This is a genomic window from Duganella sp. LjRoot269 (assembly GCF_964254095.1).
Taxonomy (GTDB): Bacteria; Pseudomonadota; Gammaproteobacteria; order Burkholderiales; family Burkholderiaceae_D; genus Rugamonas; species Rugamonas hordei.
The window spans coordinates 775,336-800,540 of record NZ_CAXUSL020000001.1 but is presented as its reverse complement, the minus strand read 5'-3'; the positions used below and the strand labels follow the sequence as shown (position 1 = coordinate 800,540).

Genomic DNA, 25,205 nt, shown 5'->3' with positions numbered 1-25,205 from the left:
ATTTAACCCATGCGCGCATTGCTAGCTCCCTGGCTGCCCAGCCCCAGCACCGCCAGCCGCCGCGAACAGTTGCGCGCCGCCGGCGGCGCCCTGTTCGGCCTGCTGCTGACCGCCCTGATCGGGCTATACCTGTTCCCCGGCGGTTCCATCTTCCTGGTGGCGCCGATAGGCGCGTCCTCGGTGCTGCTGTTCGCGCTGCCCGCCAGTCCGCTGGCGCAGCCGTGGTCTGCCATCGGCGGCAACGTCGTCAGCGGGCTGATGGGCGTGATCTGCATGCGCTGCTTCGGCGAGGTGCTGCCCGTGCCGCTGCTGTGCGCGCTGGCCGCCAGCACGGCGATCGCCGCGATGTTCGCGCTGCGCTGCCTGCATCCGCCCGGCGGCGCGGTGGCGCTGACCGCCGTGATCGGCGGCCCGGCCATCCACGCGGCCGGCTTCGCTTTCCCGCTGGTGACCGTGCTGGCCGACACCACGCTGCTGGCCGTCATGGCCATCCTCTACAACAACCTGACCGGGCGCCGCTATCCCCATGCGCAGCAAGGCGCGCATCCGAATCCGCACGCGACCCGGGACGCCGTGCCGACCGTGCGGCTGGGCTTCAAGCCCGAGGACCTGGACGCGGTGCTGCAGCAGTACAACCAGGTGCTGGACATCAGCCGCGACGACCTGGAGTCGCTGTTCATGCAGACCGAGCAGCGCGCCTACCAGCGCCGCTTCGGCATCATCGCCTGCGCCGACATCATGTCGCGCGATATCGTCAACGCCGAGTTCGGCACGCCGCTGGAAGAAGCCTGGCAGCTGATGCGCCTGCACCGCGTGGCCGCGCTGCCGGTGCTGAACCGGGCGCGGCGCGTGATCGGCATCGTCACGCAAACCGATTTCCTCGAGCATGGCGGACTGGACGACTATCGCGGCATCCGCCAGCAACTGCAGCGCTTCCTGCGCAAGACCGGCGTCACCCACACGGAAAAAGCCGAAGTGGTCGGCCAGATCATGACCCAGCATCCGACCACCGCGCGGCTGGACACGCCCATCGTCGACCTGGTGCCGCTGATGGCGGACTCGGGTTTCCACCACATCCCCATCGTCGACGAGGAGCAGCGGTTCGCCGGCCTCATCACGCAATCGGACCTGGTGGCGGCGCTGTACGAAAGCCGCTTCGCCGAGGCGGCGGCCTGATACAAATTTTTTCCCGGTCCGGCGGCGCTATCCCTTATGCTTAGCGCCGCTTGATTCACTATCGACCAGGAAACAGTTATGAAGCATCAACTTCGTCTCGCCGCGCTGGCTACCGCCGTCGCGCTGGCATTTGCCCCCGTTGCCAACAGCAACGCCGCCGATGCGCCCGCCGCGCCGCACGCCAGCCCCGCGCCCGTGCACAAGGCCTTGCTGGCCATCGCCGACCAGTATTACGACGCCAGCGCCCGCTTCGAACCCATCGGCGCCACCGAGAACGGCGACAACCGTTTCGACGACCAGCTCGGCATGAGCATCGCGCCGGCCAAGCGCGCGCAGCAATTCAAGCTGTACCGCCAGTTCGCCGCCCGCCTGAAGACGATCAAGCGCGAGCAGCTCGACAGCGCGGACCGCATCAATTACGACATCCTCAGCTACGAGCTGCACGGCCTGCTGGCGATGGAGCGCTTCCCCGAGCACCTGCTGCCGATCAACCAGATGGACAGCGTGCCGGTCACCCTGGCCAACTACGCCGGCGGCGAGGCGTCGCAGCCGATCGGCACGGTCAAGCAATACCAGGCTTACCTGAGCCGCGTGGCGCAGCTGCCGGCCTGGATAGACCAGGCCATCGCCAATATGCGCGAAGGCATGAAGAAAGGCATCACCGAGCCGAAAGCCATCATGGAATCGGGCCTGCCGCAATTCAAGAAGCTGGTCAGCGACACGCCGGAAAGCAATATCTTCTACACGCCGATCACCAAGCTGCCGGCCGCCTTCTCCGACGCCGACAAGCAGCGCCTGACAGCGGCCTACCGCAAGACCATCGCCGACAAGGTGATGCCGGCGCTGGCGCGCCTGGCGAACTTCCTGGAAACGGAATACGTGCCGGCCTGCCGCACCACGACCGGCCTCGGCGCGCTGCCGGACGGCGCCGCCTGGTACCAGGCCCGTGTCGCCAACGCGACGACAACCTCGCTGAAACCGGATGAAATCCACGCGATCGGCCTCAGGGAAGTCGCGCGCATCCAGGGCCAGTTCGAACTGCTCGGTCCCAAGCTGGGCTACAACGGCCCGGCCGCCGGCTTGCCGGTGTGGGTGGCGGCGCAGCCGAAGTTCTACCCGTTCAAGACTGAAGATGAAGTGCAGGCGGTGTACCGCAAGCTCAACGACGTGCTCGACACCAAGCTGCCGCTGATGTTCACGCTGCAGCCGAAAGCCCAGCTGGACCTGCGCCTGGAGCCCGAGCTGAGCCGAGCGACGGCTTCGGACCACTACACCGCGCCGGCCGGCGACGGTTCGCGTCCGGGCGTGTTCTGGTCGGTGGTCAACGATCCGACCAAGTACGGCAGCCCCGGCATGACCACGCTGTTCCTGCACGAAGGCAAGCCGGGCCACCACTTCCACATCGCGCTGATGCAGGAATTGAATCTGCCTAACTTCCGTAAATACGGCGGCAACAATGCCTACACCGAGGGCTGGGCGCTGTATGCGGAAACGCTGGGCAAGGAAATGGGCTTGTTTGAAGATCCGGCACAGTATTTCGGCCACCTGAACGACGAGCTGCTGCGCGCCACCCGCCTGGTAGTGGACACCGGCATGCACGCCCAGGGCTGGACCCGCGAGCAAAGCATCCAGTACATGCACGACACGCTGGGCTACGACGCGGTGGCCAAGAGCGAAACCGAACGCTACATGGCGTGGCCGGGCCAGGCGCTGGGCTACAAGATCGGTTCGCTGAAGATCGTCGAGCTGCGTCAGCGCGCCGCCGCGGCGCTGGGCGACAAGTTCAGCCTGCCGAAGTTCCACGCGGTGGTGCTGGGCGACGGCACGCTGCCGCTGGCGCTGCTGGAGGAAAAAGTCGATCGCTGGATCGCGGCGCAAAAGTAATTGCCGGGAAAGTGACGACGCCCGCTTGCGGCGTCGTCAACGCGCTTTTCCATTTACTTGGCATAACGCTTGATACGGGCAATCACCCGTTCAGGCAAGGCCGTGATCTGTTTGGCATGATTGGCGAAGACGATCTGCTGACGCCCGACGGAGACCGCCTTGCCATCCGCATAAAAACGGAATTCCAGCCAAAATGAGCACTTCTTTATGTCAAAAGTATTCATCTCGCAGCTGATATCCTGGAACGGGAAGGTTTCCTGCAAATAGTCCTGTTCCGCATGTTTGGTGATGAATACCCCTTCCTTTTGCAGCATGTCGCGTGAAATACACTCGAAAAACCACTCTTCCCGGCAAATCCCCTGCCATTCGAAGTAACGCGCAAAGTAGGTATTGCCGTAGGCATTCGAGTCCTTCAGGTAGACCGTCAGGGTGTGGATAAAGCTCAGCCTGGCGTTGGCGGCGACAGCAGCGTTGATTTCGGACATTTCGACTTCGGTAGCGCGCAGCAACATGAGTATTCCCCTTTAAAAATGAAGCGCCGCGGCCGGCCGACCGCATGCGATCACTTAAAACGGGTTTGCGTGATGCATGTTTGATCTAGCGCAAACTATTGTTCAATAGACAAGCGAACTATATCAACACGCGCAATACTTCGGGCTACCATCCAAAGCCCGTTGGAAAGAGCACATGCATTCCCTCCTGCCCGCCGTGGTTTCCCTGCTATTCCTTTGCTACGGCGCCTACGTGCTGCATTCGCGCGGGGTAAGCCGCATCAGCCTGACCTTTTTCCTGTTGTGTACAACCACCTTTTGCTGGCAGTTCACCTGGGCAGTGCTGTTCCAGATCCACGACGAACACGAGGCTATGTCGCTGGCGAAGATGGGGTATCTGCTGATCCTGTTCCTGCCGACCACGCTGTACCACTTCATCGCCGAATTGACGGCGCAGCGCAGCGAGGGGCGCTGGGTGGAGCTGTCCTATCTGCTGGCCGGCCTGCTGGGCGTGATCCTGTTGAGCACGAACTACCTGATTTCCGGCCTCTATCCCTATTTCTTCGGTTTTTACCCCAAGGCCGGCCCGCTGCACCCGCTGCACCTGGCACAGACCGGGATCGTCGTCAGCCGCGGCCTGTGGCTGCTCTACAGGCGCCAGCGGATGGCGGTATCGACCGAAAGGACCCGGCTGCGCTATTGCCTGGTCAGCATGCTGATCTATTTCTTCGCCTCGGTCGATTATTTGTGCAATTACGGCATACAGTTCTATCCGCCGGGCGTGCTGTTCGTGGCGGCCAGCCTCGGCCTGATCGCCCAGGCCATGGTCCGGCACAACCTGCTGGCGGACCCGATGGAGGTGGCGGCCACCATCGCCCACGAAATGCGCACGCCGCTGGCGACCATACGCAACCAGTCGCGGGTGCTGGCCAAGTGCCTGCCGGAGCTGTTGGCCGGCTACCAGATGGCGGTCGAGCACCAGCACATCGACCAGCGGCTGCAGCCGGCGCAGCTGCAATACCTGGGCAAGCTGACCCAGCACATCGATGCCGAAATCAGCCGCTCCAATTTCATCGTCGACATGATGCTGGCCTCGGCGCGCGCCGGCACGCTGAACCGCAGCGATTTCGCCCATCACTCGATCAAAAAATGCGTGGAGGAGGCGCTGGCCTGTTATCCGTTCGAGAGCTCGATGCGCGATAAAGTGGTGGTGAAGGCGGCCGAGGACTTTACCTTTTTCGGCTCGGATGTATTGCTGGTCTATGTTTTATACAATCTCTTTAAAAACTCGCTGCATGCGATCAAATCCGCAGGACGGGGTGAAGTCGAGATTGCTTTCTTTACGAACGGGAATAGCAAGCAATTGCTGGTGACGGATACCGGCGCGGGTATTCCGGATGATGTATTGCCGCATGTATTCGAGCCGTTTTATAGCACCCGGCATAATGGCGGCGGCACCGGCATGGGATTGGCATTCTGCCAGCGTGTCATTACCGCTTTTGGCGGCAGGATTCATTGCGAATCCCAGGCGGGTCGATATACGCGCTTTTCTTTATTATTCCCGCAAAAAGACACGACGCCGATGTGGGCCGCCGCCGAGCTGATGGATTAATTCACGGCCACGTCTTCGCCGCTGATTTTCTCAAGATCGTTTTCATCGCCCAATACATAAATCTTTTGCTCGCGCAGCACTTGCAGAATAAACGGCTGTTGTTCGCGCAGGCGGCGCTTGAAGTCGGGAATGGAGTACAGGTTGGGATTAATCTTGCGGCGTAATAAACGCTCGGCGACCGGCAACCTGGATAATAATTCGCCGTAGCTGGTGTTATCGCCGATCAGCATTAATTCCACCGGCGTATCCATGCCCTCGTGTTCCTTGGCGGTGGCGCCATAAACAAATGCCACATTCAATACGTGTTGCAACGGCGCCAGCGCCGAATTCAACACGCTGACCAGTCCGAAGGTTTTCTTGACCAGGTTGCTTAATTCCCCGAACACGATGCATTCCTTGTTGGGCTTGAACCGGCGTACATTGCCGATCCGCTCGGACACGATGACGCCCGACTCATGCAGCCGTTTGAGCTCCCGTTGAGCCGATGCGCTGCCCAAACCGGTCAGGCGCATGATCTCGTTCAAGTGGAAGCCTTGATTGACACGTACAAAGAGCAAGCCCAGCAGCTTTTGCTGGGCAGGGGTAAAGAGTGCTTGAGCGATCATGAGCCAAATCTTAGCATGAACGAACTGCTGTCTGGCATGTTTAACATGGGTTTTGCAGGCCAGCTTGCATCGGACCAGGCTGCGGGCGGACTTGGCGGTTGCAGGCCAGCAAATCACGCTAGACGAGACCCGTCCATATTGGATATGCGTACAGATAAACGGAGGTTACGATAAAGCCGAAACTGCTCGAGCGAACCACAATGGGCCAGGCTCAGCGTGGATGAAAAGCATGCATATGCCATTTAAGGCTAAGAGTATGCGATATATTAAATCTTTTAGAGCCCGGCGAAAGCCGTCGACAGATGAGATTAAACTATTCAGCAATACCTGGCGAAGTTATTAATCGCGAATGCAAATAAAAAAACGGCACCCGAAGGTGCCGTTTTTATTTGCGGGACTAAAAGCTGAATTACGCTTCGCCGTCGTGCGGAGTAACCGTTTCGGTCGTTTCCACATCGCCGCCGGACATCGAGGCTTTTTCCGCCAGCAGCAGGGCTTGACGCTCTTCCACTTCCCACGCTTCTTTTTCTTTGCGTGCGCGGTGGAATGCCAGACCCGTACCGCCTGGAATCAGGCGACCAACGATGACGTTTTCTTTCAGACCGCGCAGACCATCGCGCTTGCCCATGATTGCGGCTTCGGTCAGAACGCGGGTAGTTTCCTGGAACGATGCGGCCGAGATAAACGAATCGGTCGACAGCGATGCCTTGGTAATACCCAGCAATACGTTTTCGTAGGTGGCAGGCAGTTTGCCTTCCGCGGTAACGCGATCGTTTTCGTCCAGCAGTTCCGAACGCTCAATCTGCTCGCCAACGATATAGTTGGTGTCGCCGGCATTAACGATCTGAACACGACGCAGCATCTGACGCACAATCACTTCGATGTGCTTGTCGTTAATCTTCACGCCCTGCAGACGGTACACGTCCTGCACTTCGTCAACGATGTAGCGAGCCAGCGCTTCGATACCCAGCAGGCGCAGGATGTCTTGTGGATCGGCAGGACCGTCCACGATCATCTCGCCCTTGTTCACCACCTGGCCGTCGTGCACCAGCACTTGCTTGTCCTTGGTAATCAGGAACTCGTGCTTGTTGCCGTCCATGTCGGTGATTTCCAGACGCTGCTTGCCCTTGGTTTCTTTACCGAATGCAACAGTACCGGTAACTTCCGCCAGCATGCCCGCGTCTTTCGGCGAACGTGCTTCGAACAGCTCGGCAACGCGCGGCAGACCACCGGTAATATCGCGGGTTTTCTGCGATTCGGTCGGGATACGTGCCAGCACTTCACCAACCGACACCGACTGGCCATCTTTCACCATGATCAGCGCGCCGACCTGGAAGCCGATCGCCACGGCGTGTTCGGTGCCCGCGATCTTCACTTCTTGGCCTTCTTCGTTCAGCAGCTTGACCTGCGGACGCATGGTCTTGGTCAGCGAACCACGGCGTTTCGCATCGATGACCACCAGGGTCGACAGACCGGTGACTTCGTCGACCTGACGGGCAACGGTCACGCCTTCTTCCACATTCTCGAAACGCACGGTACCGGCGTATTCGGTAATGATCGGACGGGTCAGCGGATCCCAGGTTGCCAGCGCGGTACCGGCCTTGATCACCAGACCGTCCTTGACGATCAGGGTCGCGCCGTACGGCACCTTGTGACGCTCGCGCTCACGGCCGTGGTCGTCGGTGATCAGCACTTCGCCCGAACGGGAAATGACGATTTGCGCGCCCTTGCCGTTGGTAACGTAACGCATGGTCGAGGTGAAACGGATGGTACCGTTCGACTTCGCTTCCACCGACGATGCCACTGCCGCACGCGACGCCGCACCACCGATGTGGAAGGTACGCATGGTCAGCTGGGTACCAGGTTCACCGATCGACTGCGCAGCGACCACACCGACGGCTTCGCCGGCGTTGACCAGCATGCCGCGGCCCAGATCGCGACCGTAGCACTTGGCGCACAGGCCGAAGCGCGTGTCGCAAGTCAGCGGAGTGCGAACCTTGACTTCGTCGATCGACAGACGCTCGATCTCTTCGACCATGTCTTCGTCCATCAGCGTGCCGGCTTCGTACAGCGTAGCCTGGGTTTCCGGATTGACGACGTCGTTGACCACCACGCGGCCGAGGATACGGTCGCGCAGCGCTTCGATAACCTCACCACCCTCGACCATCGCCTTCATCAGCGTGCCGTTGGTCGTGCCGCAATCATCTTCGATGACGACCAGATCCTGGGTCACGTCGACCAGACGACGGGTCAGGTAACCCGAGTTCGCGGTTTTCAGTGCCGTATCGGCCAGACCTTTACGAGCGCCGTGGGTCGAGATGAAGTACTGCAACACGTTCAGGCCTTCGCGGAAGTTCGCGGTAATCGGCGTTTCGATAATCGAACCGTCCGGTTTCGCCATCAGACCACGCATACCTGCCAGCTGGCGAATCTGCGCCGCGGAACCGCGGGCGCCCGAGTCGGCCATCATGTAAATCGCGTTGAAGGATTCCTGGGTGGACTTGGTGCCGTCACGCTTGATGACGTCTTCCACTTTCAGCTGGTCCATCATGGCCTTGCCGACTTCATCGGAGGTCTTGCCCCAGATGTCGACCACTTTGTTGTAACGCTCGCCGGCGGTCACCAGACCCGAAGCGTACTGCTGCTCGATCTGTTTGACTTCGGACTCTGCAGCCGAAATCAGGGTGACTTTTTGAGGCGGTACCAGCATGTCGTCCACGCAGATCGAAATACCGGCGCGGGTCGCCAGGCGGAAGCCCGACTGCATCAGCTGGTCGGCAAACACCACCGTCGCGCGCAAGCCGCACTTACGGAAGGACGTGTTGATCAGCTTGGAAATCTCTTTCTTCTTCAGCGCGCGGTTCAGCACGGAGAATGGCAGGCCTTTCGGCAGGATTTCCGACAGGATGGCGCGGCCGACCGTGGTCTCGTAGCGGGTCACGGTGCGGACGAATTCGCCCGTCACTGGATCCTTGGGATTCTCAACGATACGCACGGTGATGCGGGTGGTCAGTTCCACTTCCTTGTTGTCGTAGGCACGAATGACTTCCGACACGTCAGGGAACAGCATGCCTTCGTTTTTCGCATTGATCGCTTCGCGGGTCGCGTAGTACAGACCCAGCACGATATCCTGCGAAGGAACGATCGACGGCTCGCCGTTCGACGGGAACAGGATGTTGTTCGAAGCCAGCATCAAGGTGCGGGCTTCCATCTGTGCTTCGATCGACAGCGGAACGTGGACAGCCATCTGGTCACCGTCGAAGTCGGCGTTGAATGCCGCGCAGACGAGTGGGTGCAGCTGGATGGCCTTGCCTTCGATCAGGACCGGCTCGAAAGCCTGGATACCCAGACGGTGCAGCGTAGGCGCACGGTTCAGCATGATCGGGTGTTCGCGGATCACGTCTTCCAGGATGTCCCAGACGACCGGTTCCTGGATCTCGACCAGCTTCTTGGCGGCCTTGATCGTGGTAGCCAGGCCCATCAGTTCCAGCTTGTTGAAGATGAACGGCTTGAACAGTTCCAGCGCCATCAGCTTCGGCAGGCCGCACTGGTGCAGTTTCAGCTGCGGACCCACCACGATGACCGAACGGCCCGAGTAGTCGACGCGCTTGCCCAGCAAGTTCTGACGGAAACGGCCGCCCTTACCCTTGATCATCTCAGCCAGCGATTTCAGCGGACGCTTGTTGGCGCCGGTCATCGCTTTGCCGCGACGGCCGTTGTCCAGCAGCGAATCGACCGCTTCTTGCAGCATGCGCTTTTCGTTGCGCGTGATGATCTCTGGAGCGCGCAGCTCCATCAGGCGTTTCAGGCGGTTGTTACGGTTGATCACGCGGCGATACAGATCGTTCAGATCCGAGGTCGCGAAGCGGCCACCGTCCAGCGGCACCAGCGGACGCAGTTCCGGCGGCAGCACCGGCAGCACTTCCATGATCATCCACTCAGGCTTGATGCCCGAGCGCTGGAACGCTTCCAGCACTTTCAGGCGCTTGGCGTATTTCTTGATCTTGGCTTCGGACTTCGATTCCTTCAGTTCCACGCGCAGGGTCTCGGCATCGCGGTGAATGTCGATCGAGCGCAGCAGTTCGCGGATACCTTCAGCGCCCATGAAGGCGGTGAAGTCGTCGCCGTACTCTTCGTACTTGGCGGCGTAGTCGTCTTCCGACATGATCTGGCACTTCTTCAGCGGGGTCATGCCTGGATCGGTCACGACGTATGCTTCGAAGTACAGCACGCGTTCGATGTCCCGCAGCGTCATGTCCAGCACCATGCCCAGACGGGATGGCAGCGACTTCAGGAACCAGATGTGCGCGGTCGGCGACGCCAGCTCGATGTGGCCCATGCGCTCGCGGCGCACCTTGGCCAGCGTGACTTCAACGCCGCACTTTTCGCAGATGACGCCGCGGTGCTTCAGGCGCTTGTACTTGCCGCACAGGCATTCGTAGTCCTTGATCGGGCCAAAGATCTTGGCGCAGAACAGACCGTCGCGCTCAGGCTTGAAGGTACGATAGTTGATGGTTTCCGGCTTTTTAACTTCGCCGTAGGACCACGAACGGATTTTTTCAGGCGAAGCGAGACCGATTTTGATCGCGTCAAAAGTCTCGTTCGTCTGTACTTGCTTGAATAGATCGAGCAGTGCTTTCATGTATCACTCCAGGTAGTGATGAATTCTTTAAACTGCCCCGCCGGCGAAGGCCGGCGGGGCCCGTGCGATGTTTTAGTTGCGTTCCAGGTCGATATCGATACCCAGGGAACGGATCTCTTTCACCAGCACGTTGAACGATTCAGGCATACCGGCGTCGATCACGTGGTCGCCTTTGACCAGGTTTTCATACACTTTGGTACGGCCGTTCACGTCATCCGACTTAACGGTCAACATTTCTTGCAGCACATACGATGCGCCGTATGCTTCCAGTGCCCACACCTCCATCTCACCGAAGCGCTGGCCGCCGAACTGGGCTTTACCGCCCAGTGGCTGCTGCGTTACCAGCGAGTATGGACCGGTCGAACGCGCGTGCATCTTGTCGTCGACCAAGTGGTGCAGTTTCAGCATGTGCATCACGCCGACGGTAACCTTGCGCTCGAACGCTTCGCCGGTGCGGCCGTCGTACATCGTGACCTGATTCTTCGACGGGGTCATGCCCAGCTTGGCGGCGATGTCGTCCGGATACGCCAGGTCCAGCATGCGGCGGATTTCCGATTCGTGCGCGCCGTCGAACACCGGAGTAGCGAACGGAACACCCTTCTTCAGGTTGTTCGCCAGCTTCATGATCTCTTCGTCGTCGAACTGGTCCAGGTCTTCCGGACGGCCGTTCTCGTTGTAGACGGTGGTCAGGAACTTGCGCATCTCTTCGACCTTGATCTGCTGCTGCAGCATCTCGCCGATACGGATACCCAGGCCCTTGGCGGCCCAACCCAGGTGGGTCTCGAGTATCTGACCCACGTTCATACGGGAAGGAACGCCCAGCGGGTTCAGCACCACGTCGGCCGGCGTACCGTCGGCCATGTATGGCATGTCTTCCACCGGCACGATACGGGAAACCACACCCTTGTTACCGTGGCGACCCGCCATCTTGTCGCCCGACTGCAGGCGGCGCTTGACGGCCAGATACACTTTGACCATCTTCTGCACGCCAGGTTGCAGCTCGTCGCCCTGGGTCAGTTTCTTGCGCTTCTCTTCGAAGGCCAGGTCGAACTGGTGGCGCTTCTCGTTGATCGATTCCTTGATCGCTTCCAGCGCGGTAGCAGCGGCGTCGTCCGCAGGGCGGATGTCGAACCAGTGGTACTTGTCCAGATCGGCCAGGTATTCCTTGGTGATCTTGGCGCCCTTGGCCAGCTTCTTCGGACCGCCGTTGACCACTTGGCCGATCAGCATTTTTTCCAGACGCTGGAAGGCATCGCCCTCCACAATACGCATCTGGTCGTTCAGGTCCAGGCGGAAACGCTTCAGTTCATCGTCGATGATCTGTTGCGCGCGCTTGTCGCGAACGATGCCTTCACGGGTGAAGACTTGCACGTCGATGACGGTGCCGATCATGCCCGATGGCACGCGCAGCGAGGTGTCCTTGACGTCCGATGCCTTCTCGCCGAAGATCGCGCGCAGCAGCTTCTCTTCCGGGGTCAGCTGGGTTTCGCCTTTAGGCGTGACCTTGCCGACCAGGGTGTCGCCCGCTTGCACTTCCGCGCCGATGTAGACGATACCGGACTCATCCAGACGAGCCAGCTGGTTCTCAGCCAGGTTCGAGATGTCGCGGGTGATTTCTTCCGCGCCCAGCTTGGTATCGCGCGCAACAACGCTCAGCTCTTCGATGTGAATCGAGGTGTAGCGGTCGTCCTTGACGACGTTTTCCGAGATCAGGATCGAATCTTCGAAGTTCAGACCATTCCATGGCATGAAGGCCACGGTCATGTTCTGGCCCAGAGCCAGCTCGCCCAGGTCGGTCGATGCGCCGTCGGCGATCACGTCGCGCTTGGCCACGCGGTCGCCCACCTTGACGATAGGACGCTGGTTGATGTTGGTGTTCTGGTTCGAACGGGTGTACTTGATCAGGTTGTAGATGTCGACGCCGACTTCGCCGGCGGTGGCTTCGTCATCGTTGACGCGGATCACGACACGGCCCGCGTCGATGTAGTCGACGATACCGCCGCGCAATGCCTGCACGGTGGTGCCCGAGTCGACTGCCACGGTGCGTTCGATGCCGGTACCGACCAGTGCTTTTTCAGGGCGCAGGCAAGGAACCGCCTGGCGCTGCATGTTGGCACCCATCAATGCGCGGTTCGCATCATCGTGTTCGAGGAACGGAATCAGCGATGCCGCCACGGAAACGATCTGGCCAGGCGCCACGTCCATGTACTGGATGCGCTCCGGGGATACCAGGATGGTTTCGCCGGCTTCACGGGCCGATACCAGCTCATCGCTCAGCGTGCCTTCATCGCTGATGGTCGCATTCGCCTGGGCGATGATGTAGCGGCCTTCTTCGATGGCGGACAGGTAGTCGATCTGGTCGGTGATCTTGGAGCCCTCGACCTTGCGGTATGGGGTTTCCAGGAAGCCGTATTCGTTCAGGCGGGCGTACAGCGCCAGCGAGTTGATCAGGCCGATGTTCGGGCCTTCAGGCGTTTCGATCGGGCACACGCGGCCGTAGTGGGTCGGGTGCACGTCGCGCACCTCGAAGCCGGCGCGTTCGCGGGTCAGACCGCCAGGTCCCAGGGCCGATACACGGCGTTTGTGCGTGATTTCCGACAGCGGGTTGGTCTGGTCCATAAACTGCGACAGCTGCGACGAACCGAAGAACTCGCGGATTGCGGCCGAAATCGGCTTCGAGTTGATCAGGTCGTGCGGCATCAGGTTGTCGGCTTCTGCCTGACCCAGACGCTCTTTCACGGCGCGCTCAACGCGCACCAGGCCGGCGCGGAACTGGTTCTCGGCCAGTTCGCCGACGCAACGCACGCGGCGGTTACCCAGGTGATCGATATCGTCGACTTCGCCGCGGCCATTGCGCAGTTCCACCAGGATCTTGATCACGGCCAGCACGTCTTCGTTCGACAGCGTCATGGCGCCGGTCAGTTCGTCGCGGCCGATGCGGCGGTTGAACTTCATGCGGCCGACGGCCGACAGGTCGTAGCGGTCGGCGCTGTAGAACAGGCCGTTGAACAGCGCTTCGACGGAGTCTTCCGTTGGCGGTTCGCCAGGACGCATCATGCGGTAGATCGCGACGCGGGCGGCCATCTGGTCGGCGGTGTCGTCGATGCGCAGGGTTTGCGAAATATAGGCGCCCTGGTCCAGGTCGTTGGTGTACAGGGTCTGGATTTCGGAGATATTGGCTTCGCGCAGGCGGCCCAACACGTCTTCGGTCAGCTCGTCGTTGGCGGACGCGACGACTTCGCCGGTCTCAGGATCGACGATGTTCTTGGCCAGCACGCGGCCCAGCAGGTAGTCTTCCGGCACGGAGATGTGCTTGATGCCGTTCGATTCGATGTCGCGCACGTGCTTGGCGTTGATGCGCTTGTCCTTCAGGACCAGCGTCTTGCCTTCCTTGTTGACGATGTCGAAACGCGCGACTTCGCCACGCAGGCGCTCGGCGACGAATTCCATTTCCGCGCCTTCGGAGCGCAGGTTGAAATTGTCGAACACGAAGAAGTTCGCCAGGATCTGCTCGTGCGACATGCCGATCGCCTTCAGCAGTATCGTCACCGGCATCTTGCGGCGGCGGTCGACGCGGAAGAACAGGATGTCTTTCGGGTCGAACTCGAAGTCCAGCCACGAACCGCGGTAAGGAATGATACGCGCGGAGAACAGCAGTTTGCCCGACGAGTGGGTCTTGCCGCGGTCGTGCTCAAAGAACACGCCAGGGGAGCGATGCAGCTGAGAAACGATAACGCGCTCGGTACCGTTGATGACGAACGAACCGGTGGTGGTCATCAGGGGCAGTTCGCCCATGTAGACTTCCTGTTCCTTCATCTCCTTGACGACCGGCTTGGTCGGCGATTCCTTGTCCAGGATCACCAGGCGCACCTTGGCGCGCAGCGGCGACGCGAACGTCAGGCCACGCAGTTGGCATTCCTTGACGTCGAAGGCGGGATCGCCCAGAACGTACGACAGGAATTCGAGACGCGCAAAACCATTGTGCGAAACGATAGGGAAAATCGAGGTAAAGGCCGACTGCAGGCCGTCGTTCTTGCGTGTCGACGCTGCTACGTCTTCTTGCAAGAAACTATGGTAGGACTCGAGCTGGGTAGCCAGCAGGAACGGAACGTGGTGAACGTTGGCGCGCTTCGCGAATGATTTGCGAATGCGTTTCTTCTCAGTAAATGAGTAGTGCATGGACACTCCGTGAGTGACAGAAAGGATAAAAAATTCAGGTTTTGCCAGTGCACTATTAGCCACTTCAGCAACAAGATCGGCTGCATGTCACACAGACGAAACCTGAAACTTCTACCATTTCCAGCTGATGATATAAAAACTGCTTCAAACTGCGGCGTTGGACAAACGCTACAAATACGACGAGGACGACAAAGGAGCCAAAGCCGGATTTCCTCCCTTTCGAAAGGAAATCCGCAGCTTTGGCTCGTGGCGCTAGCTAGCCGCCGTACAACTTGATTACTTCAGGTCGGCCTTGGCGCCAGCTTCTTCCAGCTTTTTCTTAGCGGCTTCAGCGTCAGCTTTCGACAGGGCTTCTTTAACGGTCTTAGGAGCGCCATCAACCACGTCTTTGGCTTCTTTCAGGCCCAGACCGGTGATTTCGCGAACTGCTTTAATAACGCCAACTTTGTTTGCGCCGACTTCGGTCAGAACAACGTTGAACTCGGTTTGCTCTTCAGCAACCGCTGCAGCAGCGCCGCCAGCTGCTGGAGCAGCCATTGCAGCGGCCGAAACGCCGAATTTTTCTTCGAATGCTTTGACCAGTTCGTTCAGGTCCATTACGGACATTTCGCTAACTGCGTTCAGGATGTCGTCTTTGCTAATTGCCATTTGAAACTCCAATAATTTTTTGATTCGTTAATACATCAGATTGGTACTTGAGAAAAAAACCGGCTGCGGCAATTAAGCCGCGGCTGGGGCTTCTTCCGCTGCAGCTGCAGCAGGAGCGCCTTCGGATTTTTTCGCTGCCAGAGCAGCCAGACCACGTGCAAAGCCCGACACCGGAGCCAGCATAACGCCCAACAACTGCGAAATGAGGACTTCACGGCTAGGAATGCTCGCCAACGCTGCAACAGCTGCTTTATCCAGCTGCTTGCCTGCGTAGTTGCCTGCGGTGATGACCAGTTTGTCGTTGGTTTTAGCGAAGTCAGCGATGACTTTAGCTGCTGCAACGGCATCGTCCGAGATCGAGTAGATCAACGGACCGGTCATGCTGTCTGCCAGGCTGGCGAACTGCGTGCCTTCGACGGAGCGACGTGCGAGGGTGTTTTTCAACACTCGCAGGTACACGCCTTGAGCGCGCGCTTTGGCACGAAGTTGCGTCAAGTGAGCAACCTGGATGCCACGATATTCGGCCACGACGATAGTTTGCGCAGTTGCTACTTTTGCGGAAACTTCGGCGACGACGGCCTTTTTGTCATTCAGATTGAGACCCACGGTCAACCTCCTTAAATGATGACGGGCAACTGCCTGCCATCGGTTCGAACAACGGCGTCCGAGGTTTAGGAGTCCAATGGACTACGAAACTTGATCGGGTACACCATCTGCGTTGGGTGAAAAATTCAATTAACCCGGCGCCTGCCTGATGCGCTGAGCCCAACGGTCTTTGATTGTTGGCTGCCGCTGCCGAAGCAACGACAACCATCCCAAAGAACTGCCCCAGGCTTTTCAGCCCAAGGACTTAATACGGTAAAACTTAAGCAGCCAGGGTAGCCTGGTCGACACGGACGCCAGCGCCCATGGTCGACGACAGCGATACCTTGCGCAGGTATACACCCTTGCTGGTGGCTGGCTTGGCTTTGTTCAGTGCGTCGATCAGGGCAACCAGGTTGCTCTTCAGATCTGCGTCAGCGAACGACTTGCGGCCGATGGTCGCGTGGATGATACCGGCTTTGTCGGTACGGTACTGAACCTGGCCGGCTTTCGCGTTTTTCACGGCGGTAGCGACGTCAGGGGTAACGGTGCCGACTTTCGGGTTAGGCATCAGGCCGCGCGGGCCCAGGATCTGACCCAGGGTACCAACGATACGCATGGTGTCTGGCGAAGCGATGACGATGTCGAAAGGCATGTCGCCGGCTTTGACGCGCTCGGCCAGGTCTTCCATACCGACTACGTCGGCGCCGGCGGCTTTAGCCTGCTCGGCTTTTTCGCCCGAAGCGAACACAGCAACGCGAACGGTCTTGCCGGTGCCGGCTGGCAGCACGACGGAACCGCGAACGACCTGGTCCGACTTCTTAGGATCCACACCCAGCTGTACCGACACGTCGATCGATTCATTGAACTTGGCGGTGGCCAGTTCCTTGATCAGAGCGACAGCGTTGTCGAATGCGTAGGTTTTGGTGCTATCAACTTTGGCTTTGATAGCTTTAGCGCGTTTGGACAGTTTTGCCATGATTACAGACCTTCCACCGTGATGCCCATCGAACGTGCGGAACCAGCGATGGTGCGTACAGCAGCATCCATGTCGGCAGCGGTCAGATCTGGGGTTTTCAATTTAGCGATTTCTTCAGCTTGAGCGCGGGTCAGCTTACCGACTTTGTCGGTATGTGGCTTCGGCGAACCTTTGGTGACGCCCGAGTGCTTCTTGATCAGGTAGGTCGCTGGAGGGGTCTTCATCACGAAGGTGAAGGACTTGTCAGCGAACGCGGTGATCACGACTGGAATCGGCATGCCTGGTTCCATACCTTGGGTCTGCGCGTTGAACGCTTTGCAGAATTCCATGATGTTCAGACCGCGTTGACCCAGAGCTGGACCGATCGGTGGGGATGGGTTTGCTTTACCAGCTGGCACTTGCAGCTTGATAAAACCAATGATTTTCTTTGCCATGATGGCTCCTATCTTGGATATGAGTAGTAGCGCCCCACCATGCGTGTTCTGCAGGGCAGGGCTCCTCTTGCGCCAGATTTGCGGTGGTTTTCACACCGTCGCCCGTTCTGGCGAACGGTGCTGCTTATACTTTTTCGACCTGGCCGAACTCAAGTTCCACCGGAGTGGCGCGACCGAAGATGGTAACCGACACGCGCACTTTGGATTTCTCGTAGTTGACTTCTTCGACATTGCCGTTGAAATCGGTGAACGGGCCATCCTTGATGCGGACTTGCTCGCCCACTTCGTACAGCACTTTCGGCCGCGGCTTCTCGACACCCTCTTGCATCTGCTGCATGATCTTGTCGATCTCGCGCGCTGGAATCGGGGTCGGCTTGTTCGATTTGCCGCCGATGAAGCCGGTCACCTTGTTGGTGTTTTTCACCAAGTGCCACGTTTCGTCGGTCATTTCCATCTCAACCAGCACATAACCTGGGAAGAAACGACGCTCGGTGACGGACTTTTGGCCGTTGCGGACTTCGACCACTTCTTCGGTCGGCACCAGGATCTGGCCAAACTGCTCTTGCATGCCGGCGCGCTCGACGCGCTCCATCAGGGCACGCTGGACACTTTTTTCCATGCCGGAATACGCATGTACAACGTACCAGCGCTTGTTGCTCACCGGTACGCTGATTGGCGCTGCGCCAGCATCTTGCGGCTGATCGTCACCCGGCCCGGGGACGCCCGCCGCGCCATCTTGCACATTTTCGCTCATTATTTTCGTATACCCAGAATGACGTCGTACAACAGGAACTCAAGTGTCTTATCCGTGCCCCACAGGAACAACGCCATCACCAGCACAAAGGCAAACACGATGCCAGTGATCTGGGTAGCTTCGCGACGGGTAGGCCAAACGACCTTTTTCGTTTCGCGTACGGCTTCTTTGGCGAAATTCAGGAATTCACGGCCAGTCGTCGAGGTCCACAAGAGCAGAACGGCAAAAGCCAAACCAGCTACAAGTGCGCCTGCGCGTACGAGAGCTGGTTTGTCTGACAGGTAATAAAACCCGACCACACCTGCGATTGCAACGGCTATTGCCAGAGCAACCTTAATCTTGTCATTCGACGTGCTGACGGTCTGCACGGATTGATTTGACATTTATATTTACTTTCGGTGCCCTGCACCTGAAAACGGTGGCAGGGACGGAGGGCATCGAACCCCCAACCTTCGGTTTTGGAGACCGACGCTCTGCCAATTGAGCTACGTCCCTACGTAAAACTACAAAGGATAACGATTATACCACCAGAGACGCCCCTGGTGGTACGACCACTATTCCTTAGGCGATGATTTTCGCCACAACACCTGCGCCAACGGTACGGCCGCCTTCGCGGATTGCGAAGCGCAGACCTTCTTCCATCGCGATCGGGTTGATCAGCTTGACGGTGATCGACACGTTGTCGCCTGGCATAACCATTTCTTTGTCCGCTGGCAGTTCGATCGAACCGGTCACGTCAGTCGTACGGAAGTAGAACTGTGGACGATAGTTGTTGAAGAACGGGGTGTGACGGCCGCCTTCGTCTTTCGACAGGACATAGATCTCGCCGGTGAAGTGGTTGTGCGGCTTGATCGAACCTGGCTTGGCCAGAACCTGGCCACGCTCCACGTCTTCACGCTTGGTGCCGCGCAGCAGCAGACCGACGTTGTCGCCGGCTTGACCCTGGTCCAGCAGCTTGCGGAACATTTCCACGCCGGTGCAAGTGGTCTTGACGGTATCTTTGATGCCGACGATTTCGATCTCTTCGCCGACCTTGATGATGCCGCGCTCGATACGACCGGTCACAACGGTACCGCGACCCGAGATCGAGAACACGTCTTCCACTGGCATCAGGAAGGCGCCGTCCACTGCGCGCTCTGGCGTAGGGATGTACGAATCCAGCGCATCGGCCAGACGCATGATCGAGTCAACGCCCATTTCGCCTTCTTTGCCGTCCAGCGCCATACGGGCCGAACCTTTGATGATAGGCACGTCGTCGCCTGGGAATTCGTATTTCGACAGCAATTCACGAACTTCCATTTCGACCAGTTCCAGCAGTTCCGCGTCGTCGACCAGGTCGCACTTGTTCAGGAACACGATGATGTATGGAACGCCAACCTGACGGGCCAGCAGGATGTGCTCGCGGGTCTGCGGCATAGGGCCGTCGGCTGCGGAGCAAACCAGGATCGCGCCGTCCATCTGCGCTGCGCCGGTGATCATGTTCTTGATGTAGTCGGCGTGACCTGGGCAGTCAACGTGAGCGTAGTGACGGCCGGCGGTTTCGTACTCGACGTGCGCGGTGTTGATGGTGATGCCGCGTGCTTTTTCTTCTGGAGCAGCATCGATCTGGTCGTATGCTTTAGCTTCGCCGCCGAATTTCTTCGACAGAACAGTTGCGATCGCAGCGGTCAGGGTGGTCTTGCCGTGGTCGACGTGGCCGATGGTGCCGACGTTAACGTGCGGCTTGGTCCGCTCGAATTTCTCTTTTGCCATTTTAGACTCCTAACGATTTGGTGTGATTGCCTGGGCTCGCGCCCGACTGTCTTGATGATGCTGCGTATGTACTTATATATGCTGCGGTGCTGCGGATACTGCGAATTCTGGTGCCCTTGACGTGGATTGAACACGTGGCCTCTCCCTTACCAAGGGAGTGCTCTACCACTGAGCTACAAGGGCTTATTGGGTACTGCTCACGATGCCCTGCTTGCGCATCTGCATTGCAACAACACTGGAGCGGGTGAAGGGAATCGAACCCTCGTCGTAAGCTTGGAAGGCTTCTGCTCTACCATTGAGCTACACCCGCGAGGATTGTTCAATTCTTCACTTCTATCACTGCACCACTCAGTCTTCCTGCAACAACTTGGTGGAGGGGGCTGGATTCGAACCAGCGTACTCGAAAGAACAGATTTACAGTCTGTCGCCTTTAACCACTCGGCCACCCCTCCGCGAGGAACCGCAGAGTATGAAGCAATTACCTTGACCTGTCAACCCCGCCTTACGCTTTTACTGCGTTTTTTCGCGCTGGAAGGATGAACCGTCTGCTTCGGGGCGAGATTTTAACTGCACCTCCTGCAAATGTGCAAGTGTTGTTTTTATGTTGAACGAATTCCTATACAATCGGCTGACCATTGTGACATCTGGAGCCCCGCAGTTGAACAATCGTAGCGGTAGTCTGCGCAGCCTGGTGCTGGCGAACCTGGGCCTGCTGGCCCTTTATTTCGGTACCGGCCGCCTCGGTCTGCTGCTGGCGTTGCCGCCCGGTTATGCTTCCCCCATCTTCTTGCCGGCCGGCATCGCGCTGGCCTGCTGCGTGACCGGCGGCGCCCGCCTGTTGCCGGCCGTCACGCTGGGCGCGCTGGCGATCAACCTGGTCTACCCCGCCCTCAGCCCCACCGGCATCACCTCCGCCGCGCTGCTGGGCGCGCTCGGCGCCGCCGTCGGCGCCACCCTGCAGGCATGGCTGGGCAGCGGCCTGTTCCGCCGCTACATCGATCCCGGCATCGGCTCCGGCCGCGACGTGGTGCGCTTCATCCTGCTGGCCTGCACGGTCACCGTGGTCTGCAGCAGCATCGCGCTGGGCGGCATGGTGCTGGTCGGCATCCTGCGCTGGGACACCGTGATCTTCGACTGGCTGGCCTGGTGGATGGGCGACACCATCGGCATCCTGCTGGCCGCGCCGCTGACGTGGATCGTCATCGGCCGCCCACGCGCGCTGTGGTCGCGCCGGCGCCTGCTGGTCGGCCTGCCGCTGCTGCTGTCGGCGGCCGCCTTCATCGCCATCTACCTGCAGGCCGACCGCTGGGAAAACAGCCAGCAGCTGCAAACCTTCCGCCTCAAGGCGCAGCAGACCGGCGACCTGCTGCAGGCCCAGTTCAGCGAACACGAACGCTTCGTCTACGCGATGGCCAAGGCCCTCAACGATCCGCGCCGCACGCTCAGCGCGGACGACTTCAGCAACCTGGCGCACGGCTACCTGGACCAGCGCCCCGAGCTGCTGTCGATGGCCTGGCTGACGCCGGTGGCCGGCAACGAGCGCGGCGCGTTCGAGGCCTGGGCCCGCGTCCACGTCGCGCCCGACTACGCGATCCGCCAGCGCGACGACGCCGACGCCCTGCGCGTGGCGCCGCCGCGCCGGCGCTATTTCGTCTCCACCTTTGTCGAACCGGCCCCGGCCCGCGCCTACCTGGGGCTGGACTTCCTGTCCGAGGACAGCCGCCGCGCCGCGCTGGAGCGCGCCATCCAGTCCGGCCAGCCCACCGCCACCGCGCCGCTGCAGCTGGCGCGCACGCTGAACGGCCCCGGCTTGCTGTTGATGCAAACTGTCTATCCGAACAACAACCGCCACCAGGCCATCGGCTCGCTGCTGATCTCGATGCAGTTCGGCGCCTTCCTCGACCAGGCGCTGAAGCGCTCCGAGTTCGGCCACTTCCTGCTGCGCTTCGAGGACATGGACGACGACGGCCCGCGCCGCGTGGTGCGCGACAACCTGCGGCGCGCGGTCGAGCCGGACGACTTCCAGCGCCAGCTGCACTTCGGCGGCCGCATCTACGAACTGACCTTGGCGCCGACGCCGCAATACCTGCAGCAGCAGCGCGGCTGGCAAAGCTGGACCGTGCTGACCTGCGGCCTGCTGCTGACCGGTTTGCTGGGCACCCTGATGATGCTGATCAGCGGCGAGCGCGCGCGCATCCAGGCCCAGGTCAAGGACAGCACCTCGCGCCTGCGCGAGCGCGAGGCCAGGCTGCAGGCGATCCTGAACAAGGCGGCCGACGCCATCCTCACCATCGACGGCGACGGCGTGCTGATGTCGGCCAACGCCGCCGCCGGCCGCCTGTTCGGCTACGCGCCGGAAAACATGATCAAGCTGCGGCTGGACCGCCTGCTGCCGGTCGGCGTCGGCGACGCCGCCGGCCTCGACGCGGCCGGCCTGCTGCGCATGATCGCCTGCGGCGTCACCCATGAATACGAGCTGCCCGGCTGGCGCAGCGACGGTAGCGAGTTCCCGCTGGCGATGTCGGTCAGCGAGGTGGAGCTGCCCGACGAGCACCTGTTCGTCGCCATCCTGCACGACCTGACCGAGCAACAGCTGGCGCAGGAACGCATCCACCGCCTGGCCCACCACGACACGCTGACCGGCCTCGATAACCGGCTGTCGCTGAACCTGCGGCTGGACCAGCTGCTGGCGCAGACGCGCCGCGCCAACGGCAGCGCCGCCGTGCTGTTCATCGACCTCGACCACTTCAAGAAAATCAACGACACCCACGGCCACCAGACCGGCGACCTGCTGCTGGCGGCGGTGGCCCAGCGCCTGCGGGAGCTGATGCGCGAAGTCGACATCATCGCCCGCCTCGGCGGCGACGAATTCATCGTCGTCACCTCCGGCCCGGTCACGCCGGACGAGGCGTCCAACATCGCCGTGCGCATCGTCGATTCGCTGAGCGCGCCGTACCAGCTGCAAGGCAAGGCCGTGCACAGCGGCGCCAGCGTCGGCGTCGCCATGTTCCCGTCCGACGGCGATGACGGCAGCACCCTGCTGCGCCACGCCGACACCGCGATGTACGCGGCCAAGAGCCAGGGCCGCGGCAACTTCCAGTTCTTCTCGGCCGCGATGAACACCGCCACCCACGAGCGCCTGCTGCTGGAGAACCGCCTGTGGCAGGCGCTGGAGCAAAACGAATTCGAGCTGTACCTGCAGCCGCAGGTCGAACTGGCCACGCAGCGCATCATCGGCGCCGAGGCGCTGCTGCGCTGGCACCATCCGGAGCTGGGCATGGTGGGGCCGGACCGCTTCATCCCGATCGCCGAGGAATCGGGCCTGATCCTGCCGCTGGGCGACTGGGTGCTGCAGCGCGCCAGCGGGCTGCTGGCGTCGTGGCGCACGCCGGAGCTGGCCCACCTGCGGCTGGCGGTCAACCTGTCGGCGCGCCAGTGCCACGGCCCCGGCCTGCTGCCGCACCTGGACCGGCTGATCGCCAGCCACGGCATCGCGCCGTCGCTGCTGGAACTGGAGATCACCGAATCGGCCGCGATGCAGGATCCGGAACGCAGCCGCGCGCTGCTGGTCGAGCTGCGTTCGCGCGGCATCAAGGTGGCGATCGACGATTTCGGCACCGGCTATTCGTCGCTGAGCTACCTGAAGCTGTTCGAGATCGACCGCATCAAGATCGACCGCGGCTTCGTCAAGGATATCGAGAGCGACCCGAACGACGCGGTGATCGTCGCCGCCACCATCGCGCTGGCCCATTCGCTGGGCCTGGGCGTGGTGGCCGAGGGCGTGGAGACCGAGGCGCAGCGCGACTTCCTGCGCTCCAAGCAGTGCGACGAGGCGCAGGGCTACCTGTTCGCGCGGCCGATGCCGGTGGCCCAGTTCGAGGCGATGGTGCGCAGCGCGGCTTCGGCCGCCGCGGCGGCCGAGGCCAGCGTCACGCCGGCGTAAGCGCCACCAGCACCTGCCCCTTGAGCGCGCGGATCAGCGAGGTCTCGTCGGGCGGCACGCCTTCCGCCGCCGGCAGCGCGCGGTCGGCGTAGAACAGGCCGAGCTGCACCCCGTTCACCACCAGCGGCAGCACGATGAAGCTGCGCGCGTCGGGCAGCAGCTTGCGGTGCCATTCCGGCAGCAGCGCGCGGATCTTCGGCGCGCTGGCGTCGGCGATCATCAGGTCGGCGTTGTTCTCCATCGCCAGGTGGAACAGGCTGCCGTCGCTGGACACCGGGAACACGAAGCCCGCCTGCAGCTCCGCGTGGCGCTCGCCGAACGCCACGCGCGCCCGGTACTGGCCGCTGCGCACGTCCTTCAGGCACACCGCGGCGAAGCGGAAGCCCATGCCGCGGTACAGCGTCTCCAGCACCGCCTGGATGATGTCGTTGACCTTGCCGTGGCCGCCGGCGCGCATCTGCGTCACCTCCTGCACGCCGGCCAGCAGCAGGTCGCGCGCGTTGTACGGCTTGCCGCTGGGGTGGGCGCCCTGCTGCGGCTCGGCCGCGCCCATCGCCGCCTGCGCCAGCACGCTGGGCAGGCCCGCGCCGGGTTCGTCGGGGTCGGCCTGCCCGCCCATCTGCAAACTCTCCAGCAGCCCGTCCATGTCGCGCGCCACGGTGCTGAACAGCAGCGCCAGCCGGTCGGGGTCGAGGTTCAGCGCCGCGCCGTAGCGCTGCGCCAGCGCCCTGCCCTCGTCGCCGTCGGCCGGCAGGCGCCGCGCCAGCAGCCGCGCCGTGTCCATGCTGAACGAGACCACCTGGCGCATCCACTCCTGGCGGCTGGCGGCCGGCTTCTGCGCGCCCGGCGGCAGCGGCGCCAGCGAGCGCACGATCACGTCGGGGATCTTCCATTCGTTGAGGATGGCGGCCGACAGGCTGTCGTAGCTGCAGCCCAGCACCTGCAGCGCGGCCTGCGCCTGCGTCAGCTTGCCGGCCGCCGTCAGCAGCGCGATCTCGCGGAACAGCGCGTGCTCGTGCGAGGCCACCACCAGCGCGCCGATGTTCTTGAACAGGGCGCCGATCGCCGCCTCCTCGGCGCCCTGGTAGACGCTGAGCCGCGCCATTTCGCGGCCGACCAGGCTGGCGCACAGCGCCGCCTCCAGCTCGACCCGCACGCTGTGCGCGTGGCGGCTGTTGGCCAGCGTGTCGACCAGCAGCATGGCCATCGCCGTGGTCTTGACGTTGTCGAAGCCGAGCAGGGAGATCGCGCGCGAGATGGTGGTGACGGCGGTGCCGCCGGCGGCGCGGTAGGTCGGCGTGTTGGCCAGCCGCAGCACCTTCTGCGTCAGCGCCACGTCCGACAGCACGTAGTAGGCCAGGCTCTGCGTGCCCTGGTCGTCGGAATCGGCCAGCTGCACCACGCGCGCCACCGACGCGCCCAGCGCAAACATGCCTTCGTCGCCGCTGAGTTTCTTCAGCAGCGCGCCGCGCACCGGCCGCAGTTCGCCGTCATGGGGGGCGGTGGTGGTTGGCATGGCATGAT

16 protein-coding genes and 4 tRNA genes are annotated in these 25,205 nt (G+C 61.1%); 4 read left to right on the top strand and 16 right to left on the bottom strand.

Annotated features, from left to right (window positions below):
- Nucleotides 1–9: 9 nt before the first annotated feature.
- Together ACSQ3S_RS03465 and ACSQ3S_RS03460 are read left to right on the top strand one after the other, a co-directional pair.
- A complete protein-coding gene (locus ACSQ3S_RS03465) occupies nt 10–1,176 on the top strand; it encodes an HPP family protein (protein WP_436141590.1) in 1,167 nt (388 codons plus the stop codon).
- 78 nt (nt 1,177–1,254) lie between these two features.
- Complete coding sequence (locus ACSQ3S_RS03460; protein ID WP_436141589.1) at nt 1,255–3,060, top strand: DUF885 domain-containing protein; 1,806 nt, start codon at nt 1,255–1,257, stop codon at nt 3,058–3,060.
- 53 nt (nt 3,061–3,113) lie between these two features.
- Here the strand turns inward: ACSQ3S_RS03460 and ACSQ3S_RS03455 are convergent, their stop codons facing one another.
- Nucleotides 3,114–3,572, bottom strand: coding sequence for an acyl-CoA thioesterase (locus ACSQ3S_RS03455; protein ID WP_436141588.1), 459 nt, complete (start codon nt 3,570–3,572; stop codon nt 3,114–3,116).
- A gap of 175 nt (nt 3,573–3,747) precedes the next feature.
- Between ACSQ3S_RS03455 and ACSQ3S_RS03450 the strand changes: the two genes are divergently transcribed.
- Nucleotides 3,748–5,163 (top strand): ATP-binding protein, encoded by a 1,416-nt coding sequence (locus ACSQ3S_RS03450; protein WP_436141587.1) that lies wholly within the window; start codon nt 3,748–3,750, stop codon nt 5,161–5,163.
- Here ACSQ3S_RS03450 and ACSQ3S_RS03445 read toward each other — a convergent pair.
- From ACSQ3S_RS03445 to ACSQ3S_RS03380, 14 genes are all read right to left on the bottom strand, one after another.
- A complete protein-coding gene (locus ACSQ3S_RS03445; protein WP_176655970.1) occupies nt 5,160–5,768 on the bottom strand; it encodes an ArsR family transcriptional regulator in 609 nt (202 codons plus the stop codon). The two genes, ACSQ3S_RS03450 and ACSQ3S_RS03445, sit on opposite strands and share 4 nt — an antisense overlap.
- Nucleotides 5,769–6,177: 409 nt before the next feature.
- A complete protein-coding gene (gene rpoC / locus ACSQ3S_RS03440) occupies nt 6,178–10,410 on the bottom strand; it encodes a DNA-directed RNA polymerase subunit beta' (RefSeq protein ID WP_176655971.1) in 4,233 nt (1,410 codons plus the stop codon).
- Nucleotides 10,411–10,482: 72 nt separating this feature from the next.
- The gene (rpoB, locus tag ACSQ3S_RS03435; RefSeq protein ID WP_436141586.1) at nt 10,483–14,589 is read right to left on the bottom strand and encodes a DNA-directed RNA polymerase subunit beta; all 4,107 of its coding nucleotides are present in this window, start codon (nt 14,587–14,589) and stop codon (nt 10,483–10,485) included.
- Between the two features lie 276 nt (nt 14,590–14,865).
- Nucleotides 14,866–15,237 (bottom strand): 50S ribosomal protein L7/L12, encoded by a 372-nt coding sequence (rplL, locus tag ACSQ3S_RS03430; protein ID WP_176655973.1) that lies wholly within the window; start codon nt 15,235–15,237, stop codon nt 14,866–14,868.
- A 72-nt stretch (nt 15,238–15,309) separates the two neighbouring features.
- The gene (gene rplJ / locus ACSQ3S_RS03425; protein WP_176655974.1) at nt 15,310–15,843 is read right to left on the bottom strand and encodes a 50S ribosomal protein L10; all 534 of its coding nucleotides are present in this window, start codon (nt 15,841–15,843) and stop codon (nt 15,310–15,312) included.
- A 259-nt stretch (nt 15,844–16,102) separates the two neighbouring features.
- Nucleotides 16,103–16,798, bottom strand: coding sequence for a 50S ribosomal protein L1 (gene rplA / locus ACSQ3S_RS03420; protein WP_117012693.1), 696 nt, complete (start codon nt 16,796–16,798; stop codon nt 16,103–16,105).
- Nucleotides 16,799–16,800: 2 nt separating this feature from the next.
- Nucleotides 16,801–17,232: a 50S ribosomal protein L11 gene (gene rplK / locus ACSQ3S_RS03415; protein ID WP_093561569.1), complete on the bottom strand. Its 432-nt coding sequence runs from the start codon at nt 17,230–17,232 to the stop codon at nt 16,801–16,803.
- Nucleotides 17,233–17,356: 124 nt separating this feature from the next.
- Nucleotides 17,357–17,986, bottom strand: coding sequence for a transcription termination/antitermination protein NusG (gene nusG / locus ACSQ3S_RS03410; RefSeq protein WP_353404756.1), 630 nt, complete (start codon nt 17,984–17,986; stop codon nt 17,357–17,359).
- Complete coding sequence (gene secE, locus ACSQ3S_RS03405; protein ID WP_008444107.1) at nt 17,986–18,369, bottom strand: preprotein translocase subunit SecE; 384 nt, start codon at nt 18,367–18,369, stop codon at nt 17,986–17,988. The genes nusG and secE overlap by 1 nt, the downstream gene beginning before the upstream one ends.
- 36 nt (nt 18,370–18,405) lie before the next feature.
- Nucleotides 18,406–18,481 (bottom strand) — tRNA-Trp (locus ACSQ3S_RS03400).
- A 66-nt stretch (nt 18,482–18,547) separates the two neighbouring features.
- Nucleotides 18,548–19,738 carry an elongation factor Tu gene (gene tuf, locus ACSQ3S_RS03395; RefSeq protein WP_209720678.1) on the bottom strand — a complete coding sequence of 397 codons (1,191 nt, stop codon included), beginning with the start codon at nt 19,736–19,738 and terminating at the stop codon, nt 18,548–18,550.
- A 108-nt stretch (nt 19,739–19,846) separates the two neighbouring features.
- Nucleotides 19,847–19,921, bottom strand: a tRNA-Thr gene (locus ACSQ3S_RS03390).
- 53 nt (nt 19,922–19,974) lie between these two features.
- A tRNA-Gly gene (locus tag ACSQ3S_RS03385) sits at nt 19,975–20,048 on the bottom strand.
- A 58-nt stretch (nt 20,049–20,106) separates the two neighbouring features.
- Nucleotides 20,107–20,190 (bottom strand) — tRNA-Tyr (locus ACSQ3S_RS03380).
- Between the two features lie 206 nt (nt 20,191–20,396).
- On the opposite strand from ACSQ3S_RS03380, the gene ACSQ3S_RS03375 reads away from it, so the two are divergent.
- Complete coding sequence (locus ACSQ3S_RS03375; RefSeq protein ID WP_436141585.1) at nt 20,397–23,681, top strand: EAL domain-containing protein; 3,285 nt, start codon at nt 20,397–20,399, stop codon at nt 23,679–23,681.
- Here the strand turns inward: ACSQ3S_RS03375 and ACSQ3S_RS03370 are convergent.
- Nucleotides 23,668–25,197, bottom strand: a complete 1,530-nt coding sequence (locus ACSQ3S_RS03370; protein WP_176652912.1) for an HDOD domain-containing protein — start codon at nt 25,195–25,197, stop codon at nt 23,668–23,670. The two genes, ACSQ3S_RS03375 and ACSQ3S_RS03370, sit on opposite strands and share 14 nt — an antisense overlap.
- Nucleotides 25,198–25,205 lie beyond the last annotated feature (8 nt).